The following is a 13,405-nucleotide window of genomic DNA, read 5'->3' as shown; positions in this document are numbered from 1 at the left end:
GCGATCCTTAACCGTTCAGCTTGTCGAGTGCCTCGCGCAGCTTGCCGGGCTCATCCAGGCGCAGCATGCGGCGAACGTGTGGGGTCAGTTCGCTGACGTCGGATTTCAGGACCCGGTTTTTCACTTCCAGTACCTGCGACGGGTGCATCGAGAAAATGCGCAGCCCCATGCCGAGCAGCAGGCGCGTCAGGTTCGGGTCACCGGCCATTTCCCCGCAGACCGAGACCGGCACGCCGACCTTCTCGGCGCTCGCCAGCGTGTGGGCGAGCAGCATCAGCACGGCCGGGTGCAGCGGGTCGTAGAGGTTGGCGACCTGCTCGTCGGAGCGGTCGATGGCCAGCGTGTATTGGATCAGGTCGTTGGTGCCGATCGACAGGAAATCGAGGCGGCGCAGGAAGAGGCCGACGGCCAGGGCGGCAGCGGGAATCTCGATCATGCCGCCGACCTGGATGTTTTCGTCGAACGTCACCTTTTCGCCACGCAGGCTGGATTTGGCCTGCTCGAGTGCGGCCAGCGTCTGGTCGATCTCGTGGGCGTGGGCCAGCATCGGAATGAGCAGCTTGATCGGCCCGTACTTCGAGGCGCGCAGGATGGCCCGCAACTGGGTCTGGAACATCCGGGGCTCGGCCAGTGACAAGCGGATGGCGCGGCGGCCGAGGGCCGGGTTGGTCTTGACCCGATCGTTGACGATGCTGTCCGGGCGGATGTCCTTGTCGTTGCCGAGGTCGAAGGTACGGATGGTGACCGGGCGGCCGGCCATGCCCTTGACCACCTTCTTGTAGGCCTCGTATTGCTCGCGCTCGTCGGGCATGTCGCCGCGGTCGAGAAAGAGGAATTCGGTGCGGAACAGGCCGACGCCTTCGGCGCCGGCTTCGAGGGCGATCGGCACGTCGCCGGGCAGCTCGATGTTGGCAAACAACTGTACGTCAACGCCGTCGATCGTCTGCGAACGGGCGGTCTTCAGGCGCTTGAGCTTGGAGCGTTCCAGCTCGATCTGGTTCTTGCGGAGCTGGTATTCCTCGAGCACCCGCGGGTCGGGATTGACGATGACGACGCCGCGCTTGCCGTCGACGATGATCTGCTCGCCATCGCGGATCAGCGAGCGTGCCGTTTCGAGGCCGACGATCGACGGGATCGCCATGCTGCGGGCAAGGATCGCGGTGTGCGAGGTGGCGCCGCCGACATCGGTGATGAAGGAGGCGAAGCGGTGGTCCTTGAAGGCGATGACGTCGGCCGGCGACAGGTCGTGGGCGACGACGATCAGCTGCTCTTCCTTGACTCCCTTGGCGGTCTTCATCACGGCCCGGCCGGGGTGACCGAGCAGTTCCTTGATGACGCGCTCGACGACCTGGACGACGTCGAACTTGCGCTCGCGCAGGTAGGGGTCGTCGAACTGCTCGAACTGGGCGACCAGCGTTTCCATCTGCTGGACCAGCGCCCATTCGGCATTGCAGCGTCGTTCGCGGATGATTTCGCGCGGCTTGTCGACCAGTTCCGGGTCTTCCAGGAACATGGTGTGGATGTCGATGAAGGCGGCGAGCTCGGCCGGCGCGTGCTCGGTGGTTTCCTTCATCGTCATCAGCTCGCCCTTGACGGCGTGCATGGCCGCCGCAAAGCGGGCAATTTCCTTTTCGACCATGCGCGGCGCGATGGTCAGATGCGACACTTCCAGCGTCGCGTGCGACATGAGCATGGCCCGCCCGATGGCGATGCCGCCCGAGACACCGAGACCGTGCAGGGTAAAGCTCATATCGTCCTACTCTCCCTCGCCGAAGTAGTCGGCAATCAGCGCCAGCAGCGCCGCCATCGCCTCGGCCTCGTCGGCGCCGTCGGTCTCGATGCTGACTTTGGAACCCTTGCCGGCGGCCAGCATCATGACGCCCATGATGCTTTTCGCGTTAATGCGGCGTGTCCCCTTGGTCATCCAGACCTCGCATTTGTACTTGCCGGCCAGTTGGGTCAGCTTGGCGGAGGCGCGGGCATGCAGCCCGAGCTTGTTGATGATTTCGGCTTCCTGAGTCAGCATTTTAGTGATCCAGCATGTTGAAGACACCGTCGCGGCCGCCGTCGCGGGCTCGGGTGAGCAGAGTTTCCATGCCCTTGTCGCGGTATGTCAGCGCGCGCAGCAGCATGGGCAGATTGACGCCGGTGAGGCCTTCGATACGGCCGGGTTCGAGCAGTTTGGTGGCGAGATTGGCCGGCGTCGCGCCGAAGATGTCGGTGAGGACGAGGACGCCCCGGCCATTGTCGACCAGTCGGAGCATCTCACGGGCCAGCGGCAACAGGTCGAGCGGGTCGTCCTGCGCAGCAACGCCGAGCTGGTTGAGCTGGGCCGGGCGTTTGTTGAGAACGTGACAGGCATTCTGGACGAGCGCCTCGCCAAAGCTGCCGTGGGTGATGAGTAGAATTCCGATCATGCGCCGGATTCTACCGCCCTTTCAGCGTCGGCTGACGATCAGGATGCCGACTACGACAAGTGCCGCGCCGGCTGTCTGGGCCAGCGAAATCTGTTCGTCGAGCAGCCACCAGCCGAAGCCGATGGTGAGCAGCGGTCCGACCATGCTGAACAGCGACGAGCGGCCGGCGCCGAGCCGGCGGATCGCCGCCGATTGGGCGAAGACCGGGATGATGGTGGCGAACAGCGCCATCGCCAGTCCCCAGCCATAAACCGGTAGCGGCTGGATGAAGGCGGTCAACGGGTGGGTGGCGGCAAAATGCAGCAAAGTGACCGCCGACGAGATCAGCGTCGCCAGTGCCGTGAAGCGCATGGCGCCGAGCCGGCCGATCATCGGCGCGCTGCCGGACAGGTAGATGGCGTAGGAGACGCTGGAGCCGAAGACCAGGGCGCCGCCGAGCCAGACATCGCGGGCCTCGTTGAGACCGAGATCGTGCATGAAGGCGAAGCCGATGCCGCAGTAGCAGAGGACGAGGGCGATGCCTTCGCGTTTGGTGAACGCCCGGCCCTGGAAGAGCACGCCGATCAGGATGGTCAGTGTCGGGTAGGTGAACAGGATCAGCCGTTCCAGCCCGGCCGAAATGTATTCCAGGCCCCAGAAATCGAGAATGCTGGCGCCGTAGTAGCCGAAGCAGCCGAGCAGGAACAGCCGGCCCCAATCGCCGCCGGACAGGCTGGCGCCGGCCCGCTGTTCGGCCAGGCCGATCCACAGGAAGACCGGCAGCGAGAAACCCATGCGCAGCGCGAGCAGCGTGATCGCATCGACGCCGTATGGGTAGGCCAGCTTGACGAAGATGGCTTTCAGAGAAAAACCGAAGGCGGCGAGCAGGGCGAGGGCAGCCCCGGCGGCGCTGCTGTCTTTCCAGGCATTCGATTTTTGCAAAGTCATTCTCGGTTAGTAGGTGGCAGGTATCCATTGAATACGCCACCCAATGGCTTGGCAATTGGTAATATTCAAAGTCTGCGTTCGTTATGGACGAAACCATGTATTACGACCTACCCGATTTGCGCCTGGTTGCCGCCATTGCCGACAGCGGCAGCCTGACCCGCGCCGCCGGCCGCGTCCATCTGGCGCCCTCCTCGGCCAGCCACCGGCTGACCCAGTTGGAGGCGGCGCTCGGTGTGCCCCTCTTCGCCCGCCACCATCGCGGCCTGACGCCGACGGCGGCCGGCGAATCGCTGCTCCGTCATGCCCGCCAGGTCTTTGCCCAGCTCGAACAGATGCACGCCGACCTGGCGCCCTACGCCAGCGGCCTGAACAGCCAGGTCACGGTGTTCGCCAATACCAATGCGATCAACTGTTTTTTGCCCGAAGATCTCGGTGATTTCCTGCGCGAACACCCGCGTATCCGGGTCAGTCTGGAAGAACAGCCGAGTCCGGCGATCATCCAGGCGGTGGCGGCCGGCCAGGTCGAAATTGGCGTGGTCGCCGCCGAGCGCAGCCTGAGCGGCCTGGAAACCCAGCCCTACCGGCGCGACCGGCTAGTCCTCGTGGTGCCGGCCGGGCATCCTCTGGCCGGGCGGGCCGCCGTCGATTTCGCCGAAGTGCTCGACCAGCCCTTCGTCTGCCTGCATGCCGGCAGCGCCATTCACACCTTCATGATGAACGCCGCCGCCCAGCTTGGGCGCAGTCTCGACGTACGCATTCAGGTCCGCAGCTTCAATGCGGTGTGCCGGATGGTGGCGGCCGGGGTCGGCATCGGCATGGTGCCGCGCTCGGCGGCGAGCCTGGAGACGACGGCCAGTCCGGCGGTCGACAGTCTGAAAACGGTCAAAATCAACGATTCCTGGGCGCCGCGTGACCTGCAGTTGTGTGTTCGGGCGCGGGCTGCGCTCAGTCCGGCCGCCGCCGCCCTCTTCGACCATCTGGCCGGCAAGGGCCGGCTGGCGCTTACAGCGGCCGCTTGACGGTCAGCGCACCGCGAATCTGGCCCTTGCCGTAGCCAGTCGCCTGGTCGTGCGGATAGCTTTCGGTCAGCTTCGCCTTCAGGCCGGCGTCCAGACCCTCGGCCGGGCCGTGGCACTGCAGGCAGACATCGCCGACCGGCAGCGCCTTCATGTAGCGGAAGAGCGGCTTGCCGTCGAGGCTGACAATCTCGCTCTTTTCGAGCGTCTCCGGCTTCTCGCCATTGGCGGCGCGAATATTGAACTCGGCCAGTTGGCGCGCTTCCCACAGATCCGGCGTACCGCGTTCGGCATTACGCGTCTTCAGGCTGACCCGGCGGATATCCCAGCCGGTTTCCTGGCGCTTGGCCTTGATCAGTGCCGGCGCCTGTTCCTTGCACACCGGAATCGCCCCGGCCACGCCTTTCTCGGCCACCGCTTCCTGCATCGCGCTGACCACCTTGGGGACGACCGGCAGTACGGCCTTCTTGGTTTCTGCGGTCAGCGCGCCGATGTCCTGAGCGAGAGCGGGCAAGGCGGCAAGCAGCAGGCTGAGCGGGAGAGAGGCTTTCATGGCGGACTCCGAACGTATATAAGAAAATGCTTATTCTACGCCGGCTTGTGTGCGTCCGTCATGATGCCGTTGCGCCAGTCCCGCGGTCGACCGGAGAAAAAAGCGAAAAATGCTCCCGGGCCGGCTCAGCGGCGGCCGCCGAGGATTGACCCCAAAACCCCGCGCAAAATCTGCTTGCCCAGTTCGCGGCCGACGGTGCCGGCCATGCCGCGGGCGGCGCTCTTGGCGGCGGCTTCGATCATGCCTTCGCGCTTGCCGCCGCGCGGGCCGGTGCTGCCGCCGAGCATTTCGCCGATGGTGCCAAAAATGCCGCCGGATTCCTGTGGGGCCGGGGCGCTCTGGCGTGGCTGCGGCGTCGGACGAGGGCGGGCTTCGGCGGTGCTGTGGTTGCCCCAGTCATTGACATCGGGCGCACCGTTGCCGGCCGGCGGGGCGGGGATGGCGCCGGGCGCCGGCTGGCTGGCGGCGGGTTTGCCGCGCAGAATTTCGTAGGCCGATTCGCGGTCGATGGTCTGGCCGTAGGTGGCGAGTAGCGGCGAGGCCTGGATGATCGCCTGGCGTTCTTCGGCGCTCAGCGGGCCGAGGCGGGAGGCGGGCGGGAAGATGGTGCTGCGGTCGACCACCGTCGGCCGGCCTTTTTCGTCGAGGAAGGAAACCAGCGCTTCGCCAACGCCGAGTTCGGTGATCACCGTGGCGGCGTCGAATTTCGGGTTGGCGCGCATGGTCTGCGCTGCCGCCTGGACGGCTTTCTGGTCGCGCGGCGTGAAGGCGCGCAGGGCGTGCTGGACGCGGTTGCCGAGCTGGCCGAGGATCTTTTCCGGGACGTCGAGCGGGTTCTGCGTGACGAAATAGACGCCGACCCCTTTCGAGCGGATCAGGCGGACGACCTGTTCGACCTTGTCGGTCAGCGCTTGCGGCGCATCGCTGAACAGCAGGTGGGCTTCGTCGAAGAAGAAGACCAGCTTCGGCTTGTCGAGGTCGCCGGCTTCCGGCAGTTGCTCGAACAGCTCGGAGAGCAGCCAGAGCAGGAAGGTCGAGTAGAGGGCCGGCGAGTGGATGAGCTTTTCGGCGGCCAGCACGTTGATGATGCCGCGACCGTTGGCGTCCACCTGCATCAGGTCGTGGATGTCGAGCATCGGCTCGCCGAAGAAGAGCTCGCCGCCCTGCTCTTCCAAGGTCAGCAGGCCGCGCTGGATGGCGCCGATCGAGGCGGTCGAGACGTTGCCGTATTCGGTGGTGAATTCCTTGGCGTTTTCGCCGACGTACTGGATGCAGGCGCGCAGGTCTTTCAAGTCGAGCAGCAGCAGGCCCTGGTCGTCGGCGATCTTGAAGACCAGTTGCAGGACGCCGGTTTGCGTGTCGTTCAGGTTGAGCAGGCGGGCGAGCAGCAGCGGCCCCATGTCGGAAATGGTGGCGCGGACCGGGATGCCGCCCTGGCCGAACACGTCCCAGAAAGCGACCGGGTTGGCGTAGGGCACGAAGCCTTCGAGGCCAAGGTCCTTCAGGCGCGTTTCCAGCTTCGGCGTGACGACGCCGGCTGCCGCCATGCCGGAGAGGTCGCCCTTGACGTCGGCCATGAAGACCGGAACGCCGGCATAGGACAGGCGTTCGGCCATCGACTGCAGGGTCACCGTCTTGCCGGTACCGGTGGCGCCGGTGATCAGGCCGTGGCGGTTGGCCATCTGCGGCAGCAGCGCCGGGTAGCCGTCGTCGGATTTGGCGAGGTAAAGGGGCTCGGACATGGTGCGGACTTCTCCTGAATAGGTTGTTGGCATTCTAGCAATGCTTGGCCGGGCGAAATGCGAAAGAACGTAATGGCCCAGCCCGGAAAAGCGCGATCCCGGCCTGACGAGACCGCCGGCTGCGGGTAAAATCTCGGCTTCTTTGTTTACTGCAGTGAGAGAAGACCATGGCAGGTCATTCCAAGTGGGCCAATATCCAGCACCGTAAGGGCCGTCAGGACGAAAAGCGCGGCGCCGCTTTCTCCAAGATCGCCAAGGAAATTACCGTGGCCGCCAAGATGGGCGGCGGCGATGCCGGTTTCAATCCGCGCCTGCGGGTTGCGGTCGACAAGGCGAAGGGCGTCAATATGCCCAAGGACAAGATCGACACCGCGATCAAGAAAGGCACCGGCGAGCTGGAAGGCGTCGATTACGTCGAGATCCGCTACGAAGGCTACGGCATCGGCGGCGCGGCGATCATGGTCGACTGCCTGACCGACAACAAGACGCGGACCGTCGCCGAAGTGCGCCACGCCTTCAACAAGTACGGCGGCAACATGGGCACCGAAGGCTGCGTCGTTTTCCAGTTCAAGCACTGCGGCCAGATGATCTTCGCCCCGGGCACCGACGAAGCGGCGCTGATGGATGCGGCGATCGAAGCCGGCGCCGAGGATGTGGCGACCAATGAGGACGGCTCGATCGAAGTGATCACCGGGCCGACCGATTTCATCACCGTCAAGGATGCGCTGGCCGCCGCCGGCTTCACCCCGGAATTCGCCGAAGTGACGATGAAGCCGGAAGGCGAAACCGAACTGGCCGGCGACGATGCCGCCAAGATGCAGCGTCTGCTCGATGTGCTGGAAGGCCTCGACGACGTTCAGGAAATCTACACCACCGCGGTGATGGACGAATAAATGTCCATTCAGCGCCGTCAGGAGTTGTCGTGAATCAAACCCGTGCCTTGCTTGCCGTGCTGCTTGCTTCACTGAGCCTGACTGCGTCGGCGACGACCCTGGTCTGCCCCGAATTGTCCGGGGCGGCCCAGGTCAATGCCTGCCCGCAGGAAGAAGAACTGAAATACACCTATAACGGCTATTGCAGCGATTCGGCCAAGGCCTATGCCAACCAGACCGATTCCTGCATCCGTTACGAAGACTACCGGGTGATGAAGAATGTCGCCCTCTGGGAGTCGAAGGATGGCGTCTTCGACGGCTACGTGTCGTGCGATCTGCCGCCGGCCCAGGTCAAGGCGCTGCGCCCGACCGGCATGCAACTCGAAAAGCAGGGCAAGCTGAACAAGCTGGTCTGCAGTTACCCGAACGGGGTGAAATTCACCTACCGGACCAAGGGCAAGTGCACCGTCGCCAACGCACAGGCGACTTGCGATTGAGTCTTGAGGCGCCTTGCTGATGCAGCGCCTCTACCCCTTCCTCTTCGTCTTCCTGTGGAGCACCGGCTTCATCGGCGCCAAGTACGGCCTGCCCGATGCCGAGCCGCTGTCCTTCCTGCTCGCCCGCTACGGTCTGGTCATCGGGCTGATGCTGGTCATCGCGCTGGCCACCCGCGCCCCGTGGCCGAAGCAGCCGCGGCAGTGGCTGCACATCGGCATTTCCGGCCTGCTCGTCCATGCCGTCTATCTCGGCGGCGTCTTCGTCGCCATCAAGCACGGCCTGCCGGCCGGGGTGACGGCGCTGGTCGTCGGCATGCAGCCGCTGCTCACCGCGGTTGGTGCCGGCTGGTTGCTTGGCGAAAAAGTGGTCGGTCGGCAGTGGGCCGGCCTCGGCCTCGGCTTGGTCGGCGTCGCGCTGGTCGTCTCCGGCAAGTTTGGCGAAGCGGTGGCGCTCGGCCCGATGCTGCTGCCGGCGCTGGTCGCCCTGCTCGGCATCACGATCGGCACGCTGTATCAGAAACGCTTCTGCGCCAGCTTCGACCTGCGCACCGGCTCGGTCATCCAGTTCGTGCCGACGGCCATGGTCACGGCACTGGCCGTCGCGGTGTTCGAGGATTTCCACATCGCATGGACCGGTGATTTCATCTTCGCGCTCGGCTGGCTGGTGCTGGTGCTGTCGATCGGCGCCATCAGCCTGCTCAACCTGCTGATCCGCAGCGGCAGCGCGGTCAATGTCGCCAGCCTGTTCTACCTGACGCCTTTGAGCACGGCGTTGATCGCCTTTGTGGTTTTTGGCGAAAAACTGACGTTGACCGCCGGACTCGGCATGCTGATCGCCGTCAGCGGCGTCTATCTGGTGGCACGCAGCAAATGAGTCTGGCCGCGCCGCGTATCCTCGGCATCGACCCCGGCCTGCGGGTCACCGGCTTCGGCGTCATCGAAAAGCACGGCAACCGGTTGCTCTACGTCGCCAGCGGTTGCGTCAAGTCGAACGACAAGCAGTCGCTGCCGGAACGGATCAAGACTTTGTTCGCCGGCATCAGCGAGGTGATCGCCACCTACCGGCCGGATCAGGCGGCGGTCGAGAAGGTCTTCGTCAATGTGAACCCGCAATCGACGCTGCTGCTCGGCCAGGCGCGCGGTGCGGCGCTCAGCGCGCTGGTTCATGCCGACCTGCCGGTTGCCGAATATACGGCGCTGCAGGTCAAGCAGGCCGTGGTCGGCCACGGCAAGGCGGCCAAGGAGCAGGTCCAGGATATGGTCGTCCGCCTGCTCAAACTGCCCGGCGCGCCGACCGCCGATGCCGCCGACGCGCTCGCCTGCGCCATTGCCCATGCCCATGGCGGGCAGGGGCTGGGGGCGCTGGCGACGGCCGGCTATCGCGTTAAAGGTGGGCGACTGATAGGATGAGAACCTGTGTGAAAATACAGTACTTTTTCCAGAAAGAGACCGCCCCGAAATGATCGGAAGACTGACCGGCACCCTCGCCGAAAAAAATCCGCCGCAGATCGTGCTCGATGTGAACGGCGTCGGCTACGAGCTGGATGTGCCGATGAGCACTTTCTACAACCTGCCGGCCGGCGGCGAGAAGACCACCCTGCTGACCCATTTCGCGGTGCGCGAGGACGGCCACTACCTGTACGGTTTCCTGACCCAGGCCGAGCGCTTCGCCTTCCGCCAGTTGCTGAAAGTCTCCGGCATCGGCGCCCGCACCGCGCTGTCGGTGCTCTCCGGGCTGTCGGTCGGTGATCTCGCCGCTGCCGTCGCCCAGCAGGAACTCGGCCGGCTGATCAAGATTCCCGGCATCGGCAAGAAGACCGCCGAGCGCCTGCTGCTCGAACTGAAGGGCAAACTGGCCGAAACGACCGGCGTTTCACTGAGCGCTGCGGTCGACGACGCCAAACAGGACATTTCCAACGCCCTGCTCGCCCTCGGCTACAACGAGAAGGAAGCGGCGGCGGCGATGAAGCAGCTGCCGGCCGAGATCGGTACCTCGGATGGCATCCGGGCGGCGCTCAAGCTGTTGTCGAAGGTCTGATGTTCACCGAAGAAAATCCCAAGCGGCTGGCGCAGATCGCGCTGGTCGTGCTGCTCATCGTCGGCTGTATCGCGGTGCTGTGGCCGATGATCGGTGCCGTGCTCTTCGCCTTCGTGGTCTGGATTTGCACCTGGCCGCTCTATTCGGAAAAGCTGCTGCCCCGCCTCGGTGGGCGCGACACGCTGGGGGCCAGCCTGATGACGCTGCTGCTGGTCCTGCTGACCCTGCTGCCGCTGGCCTTCCTGGCCGGCAGCCTGGCGAGCAGCGCCGACAACCTGATCGATTTCGTCCGGCCTTATGTCGAGAACGGTCTGCCCAGCGCCCCGCCGGCCTGGATCAGCGGCCTGCCGTTGTTCGGCGCTGACATTGACAGTTTCTGGCATCAGCTGGCCAGCAACCGGGCCGAACTGAACGCCCTGCTCAAGCAACTGATCGCGCCGGCCCGCCAGTTCGCCCTGGCGCTCGGCGGCATCGCCGCCAATGGCCTGCTGCAACTGGCGCTGGTCCTCTTCGTCGTCTTCTTCCTCTACCGCGACGGGGCCAAGGTCAGCCATGCGCTGTACGTCGGCGCCCACAAGCTGGGCGGCGAACTGGGCGAGGAAATGCTGGAAAAGACGCGTGGTACCGTCGTCGGCGTCATGCTCGGCATCGTCGGCACGGCGGCGGCGCAGGGTACGGTGGCGATGCTCGGCTTTCTGATCGCCGGCATTCCGGCCGCCGTACTGCTCGGTTTCGCCACCTTCTTCCTGTCGATGATCCCGATCGGCCCGCCACTGATCTGGGGTGGAGCGGCCGCCTGGCTCTATGCCCAGGACCAGACCGGCTGGGCCGTTTTCATGGTGCTCTACGGCGTCCTGATCATCAGCAGCATCGACAATTTCGTCAAACCGATCCTGATGGCGCGCGGCGCCGGCATTTCCATCCTGCTTATTGCCCTTGGCGTGCTCGGCGGCGTGCTGGTCTTCGGCTTCATCGGCATCTTTCTCGGGCCGGTGCTGCTCGCCCTGGGCCACATGCTATTCGGACGCTGGACGCGCGAGGAAAACCCGACATGATCGAAACCGACAAGCTGACTCCTGCCGTCGACCGCATCATTGCGCCGCAAACCAAGTCGGCGCAGGAAGAAGCGCTCGAACGGGCGCTGCGCCCGAAGCGGCTGGCCGACTACACCGGCCAGGTGAAAATTCGCGAACAGCTGGAAATCTTCATCCAGGCCGCCAAGAACCGCAGCGAGTCGCTCGACCATGTGCTGCTCTTCGGCCCCCCCGGCCTGGGCAAGACGACGCTGGCCCACATCGTCGCCGCCGAAATGGGCGTCAACCTGCGCCAGACCTCCGGTCCGGTGCTCGAACGGGCCGGCGACCTGGCCGCGATCCTGACCAATCTCGAACCGCACGACGTGCTGTTCATCGACGAAATCCACCGTTTGAGTCCGGTGGTCGAGGAAATCCTTTACCCGGCGCTGGAAGATTTCCAGATCGACATCATGATCGGCGAAGGCCCAGCGGCGCGTTCGGTCAAGCTCGATTTGCCGCCGTTCACGCTGGTCGGCGCGACGACCCGGGCCGGCATGCTGACCAACCCGCTGCGCGACCGCTTCGGCATCGTCGCCCGCCTCGAGTTCTACAACGCCGAGGAGCTGAAGAGCATCGTCAGCCGCTCGGCCTCGCTGCTCAATGCGCCGATCGACCCGGAAGGGGCCTTTGAGATCGCCAAGCGCTCGCGCGGTACGCCGCGCATCGCCAACCGGCTGCTGCGCCGGGTCCGCGACTACGCCGAGGTCAAGGCCGACGGCAACATCACCCGGCAGGTTGCCGACGCTGCGCTGCACATGCTCGACGTCGACCCGGCCGGCCTCGACCTGATGGACCGCAAGCTGCTGTCCGCGGTGATCGACAAGTTCGGCGGCGGCCCGGTCGGCGTGGACAACCTGGCGGCAGCGATCGGCGAGGCGCGCGACACCATCGAGGACGTGCTGGAGCCCTACCTGATCCAGCAGGGCTACCTGCAACGCACCCTGCGCGGCCGGATCGCGACGCCGGCCATCTACCGCCACCTCGGGTTGGTCGAACCGGCCAGCGCCATCGTCCGGGACGCCTTGGCCGACGAGTAATTCGGGCGATAAGGGACTTTTCTTCGCTAGTCGGCCATTTCCTGGCGAACAGGCCGCCGTATTTGCCGCAGAAACATCCCGTTACACATCTATGCTGCGGCGCAAGGTAAAATTCCCGGATGAAATACGAGCCCAAGCCCAACGCCTTCGCCATCCCCGTGCGCGTTTATTACGAGGATACGGACGCCGGCGGTGTCGTGTATTACGCCAATTACCTGAAATTCTTCGAGCGCTGCCGCACCGAATGGATGCGCTTCGCCGGCCACGATCAGTCGGCGCTGGCTGCTGAATCTGGCATCGGCTTCGTCGCCCGCAAGGCCAGTTGCGAATACCTGAAGCCGGCCCGCCTCGACGACGAATTGACGGTCGGGCTCGAAGTCGAAAAGTTGACCCGCGTCCGCGTCGTCTTCCGCCAGCATGTCCGCCGCGGCGATGTCGAGCTGGTCACCGGCACCGTCGAAATCGCCTGCGTCAACATGGCGACCATGACGCCGGCCGCCATCCCCGATTTCCTGCATCAAAAACTGGAAGCGCTTAAATGAACGTCACCCAGGATCTCTCCATCCTCCACCTCATTCTCCAGGCCAGCGCGGTCGTCCAGGCCGTCATGGCGCTGCTCGCCGGCGTCTCCTTCATGTCCTGGTACTACATCTTCATGAAGTGGTTCTCGGTCCGCCAGTCGCGGGCCAAGACCGAGACCTTCGAGCGCGATTTCTGGTCCGGCGGCGATCTCAACAACCTGTACAACAGCGCGGTCAACGACCGCCACCATGCCGGTTCCATGGAACGCATCTTCGAAGCCGGCTTCCGCGAATTCACCAAGCTCAAGGGCCAGAAGAACCTCGAAGCCAAGGACATCGTCGACGGCTCGCGCCGCGCCATGCGCGCCACCTACCAGCGCGAGATGGATGCCCTCGAATCGCACCTCGCCTTCCTCGCCTCGGTCGGTTCGGTTTCGCCGTACATCGGTCTGTTCGGCACCGTCTGGGGCATCATGCATGCCTTCCGCGCCCTTTCCAACGTTGGCTCGGCGACGCTTGCCTCGGTTGCTCCGGGTATCGCCGAAGCGCTGGTCGCCACCGCCATCGGCCTCTTCGCCGCCATCCCGGCCGTTCTTGCCTACAACCGCTTTTCGCACGATATCGACCGCCTCGCCGTCCGCTACGAGTCGTTCATGGAAGAGTTCTCAAACATCCTGCAGCGGCAGATGCGTTAAGGAAAAGGTCAGGC

16 protein-coding genes are annotated in these 13,405 nt (G+C 64.7%); 10 read left to right on the top strand and 6 right to left on the bottom strand.

The window, feature by feature from the left end; translation table 11 throughout:
- Positions 1 to 7: 7 nt before the first annotated feature.
- From ptsP to GH663_RS02695, 4 genes are read right to left on the bottom strand one after another with little or no spacing between them, the layout of a single operon-like run.
- Complete coding sequence (ptsP, locus tag GH663_RS02710; protein ID WP_153130170.1) at positions 8 to 1,750, bottom strand: phosphoenolpyruvate--protein phosphotransferase; 1,743 nt, start codon at positions 1,748 to 1,750, stop codon at positions 8 to 10.
- 6 nt (positions 1,751 to 1,756) lie between these two features.
- Entirely contained in the window at positions 1,757 to 2,026 is a 270-nt protein-coding gene (locus GH663_RS02705; protein WP_066885887.1) for an HPr family phosphocarrier protein, read from the bottom strand.
- Between the two features lies 1 nt (position 2,027).
- Positions 2,028 to 2,417, bottom strand: a complete 390-nt coding sequence (locus tag GH663_RS02700) for a PTS sugar transporter subunit IIA (protein ID WP_153130169.1) — start codon at positions 2,415 to 2,417, stop codon at positions 2,028 to 2,030.
- Positions 2,418 to 2,438: 21 nt separating this feature from the next.
- Positions 2,439 to 3,338, bottom strand: a complete 900-nt coding sequence (locus tag GH663_RS02695; RefSeq protein ID WP_246181479.1) for a DMT family transporter — start codon at positions 3,336 to 3,338, stop codon at positions 2,439 to 2,441.
- A gap of 89 nt (positions 3,339 to 3,427) precedes the next feature.
- Here GH663_RS02695 and GH663_RS02690 point away from each other — a divergent pair, with 89 nt between their 5' ends.
- A complete protein-coding gene (locus GH663_RS02690; protein ID WP_246181478.1) occupies positions 3,428 to 4,363 on the top strand; it encodes a LysR family transcriptional regulator in 936 nt (311 codons plus the stop codon).
- Here the strand turns inward: GH663_RS02690 and GH663_RS02685 are convergent.
- Entirely contained in the window at positions 4,347 to 4,913 is a 567-nt protein-coding gene (locus GH663_RS02685) for a Tll0287-like domain-containing protein (RefSeq protein ID WP_153130168.1), read from the bottom strand. The two genes, GH663_RS02690 and GH663_RS02685, sit on opposite strands and share 17 nt — an antisense overlap.
- A 125-nt stretch (positions 4,914 to 5,038) precedes the next feature.
- Positions 5,039 to 6,655 (bottom strand): helicase HerA-like domain-containing protein, encoded by a 1,617-nt coding sequence (locus GH663_RS02680; protein WP_153130167.1) that lies wholly within the window; start codon positions 6,653 to 6,655, stop codon positions 5,039 to 5,041.
- A 167-nt stretch (positions 6,656 to 6,822) separates the two neighbouring features.
- Between GH663_RS02680 and GH663_RS02675 the strand changes: the two genes are divergently transcribed.
- The 9 genes from GH663_RS02675 (at position 6,823) to tolQ (ending at position 13,391) form a co-directional block, all read left to right on the top strand.
- Positions 6,823 to 7,548: a YebC/PmpR family DNA-binding transcriptional regulator gene (locus tag GH663_RS02675; RefSeq protein WP_066885902.1), complete on the top strand. Its 726-nt coding sequence runs from the start codon at positions 6,823 to 6,825 to the stop codon at positions 7,546 to 7,548.
- Positions 7,549 to 7,577: 29 nt separating this feature from the next.
- Positions 7,578 to 8,024, top strand: coding sequence for a hypothetical protein (locus tag GH663_RS02670; RefSeq protein WP_066885906.1), 447 nt, complete (start codon positions 7,578 to 7,580; stop codon positions 8,022 to 8,024).
- A 19-nt stretch (positions 8,025 to 8,043) separates the two neighbouring features.
- Positions 8,044 to 8,898 (top strand): DMT family transporter, encoded by an 855-nt coding sequence (locus GH663_RS02665; RefSeq protein WP_153130166.1) that lies wholly within the window; start codon positions 8,044 to 8,046, stop codon positions 8,896 to 8,898.
- Complete coding sequence (gene ruvC / locus GH663_RS02660) at positions 8,895 to 9,434, top strand: crossover junction endodeoxyribonuclease RuvC (protein WP_153130165.1); 540 nt, start codon at positions 8,895 to 8,897, stop codon at positions 9,432 to 9,434. The genes GH663_RS02665 and ruvC overlap by 4 nt, the downstream gene beginning before the upstream one ends.
- 49 nt (positions 9,435 to 9,483) lie before the next feature.
- Positions 9,484 to 10,062, top strand: a complete 579-nt coding sequence (gene ruvA, locus GH663_RS02655) for a Holliday junction branch migration protein RuvA (protein ID WP_153130164.1) — start codon at positions 9,484 to 9,486, stop codon at positions 10,060 to 10,062.
- Complete coding sequence (locus GH663_RS02650) at positions 10,062 to 11,117, top strand: AI-2E family transporter (RefSeq protein ID WP_153130163.1); 1,056 nt, start codon at positions 10,062 to 10,064, stop codon at positions 11,115 to 11,117. The genes ruvA and GH663_RS02650 overlap by 1 nt, the downstream gene beginning before the upstream one ends.
- A complete protein-coding gene (gene ruvB / locus GH663_RS02645) occupies positions 11,114 to 12,175 on the top strand; it encodes a Holliday junction branch migration DNA helicase RuvB (RefSeq protein WP_153130162.1) in 1,062 nt (353 codons plus the stop codon). The genes GH663_RS02650 and ruvB overlap by 4 nt, the downstream gene beginning before the upstream one ends.
- A gap of 119 nt (positions 12,176 to 12,294) precedes the next feature.
- Positions 12,295 to 12,717: a tol-pal system-associated acyl-CoA thioesterase gene (gene ybgC, locus GH663_RS02640; protein ID WP_066885921.1), complete on the top strand. Its 423-nt coding sequence runs from the start codon at positions 12,295 to 12,297 to the stop codon at positions 12,715 to 12,717.
- Positions 12,714 to 13,391, top strand: coding sequence for a protein TolQ (gene tolQ, locus GH663_RS02635; RefSeq protein WP_153130161.1), 678 nt, complete (start codon positions 12,714 to 12,716; stop codon positions 13,389 to 13,391). Before ybgC ends, tolQ begins: the two co-directional genes overlap by 4 nt.
- The last annotated feature ends 14 nt before the right edge of the window (positions 13,392 to 13,405 follow it).

This window comes from Dechloromonas hortensis, assembly GCF_009469765.1.
GTDB lineage: Bacteria > Pseudomonadota > Gammaproteobacteria > Burkholderiales > Rhodocyclaceae > Azonexus > Azonexus hortensis.
This window is presented reverse-complemented; position numbering and strand designations above follow the sequence as displayed.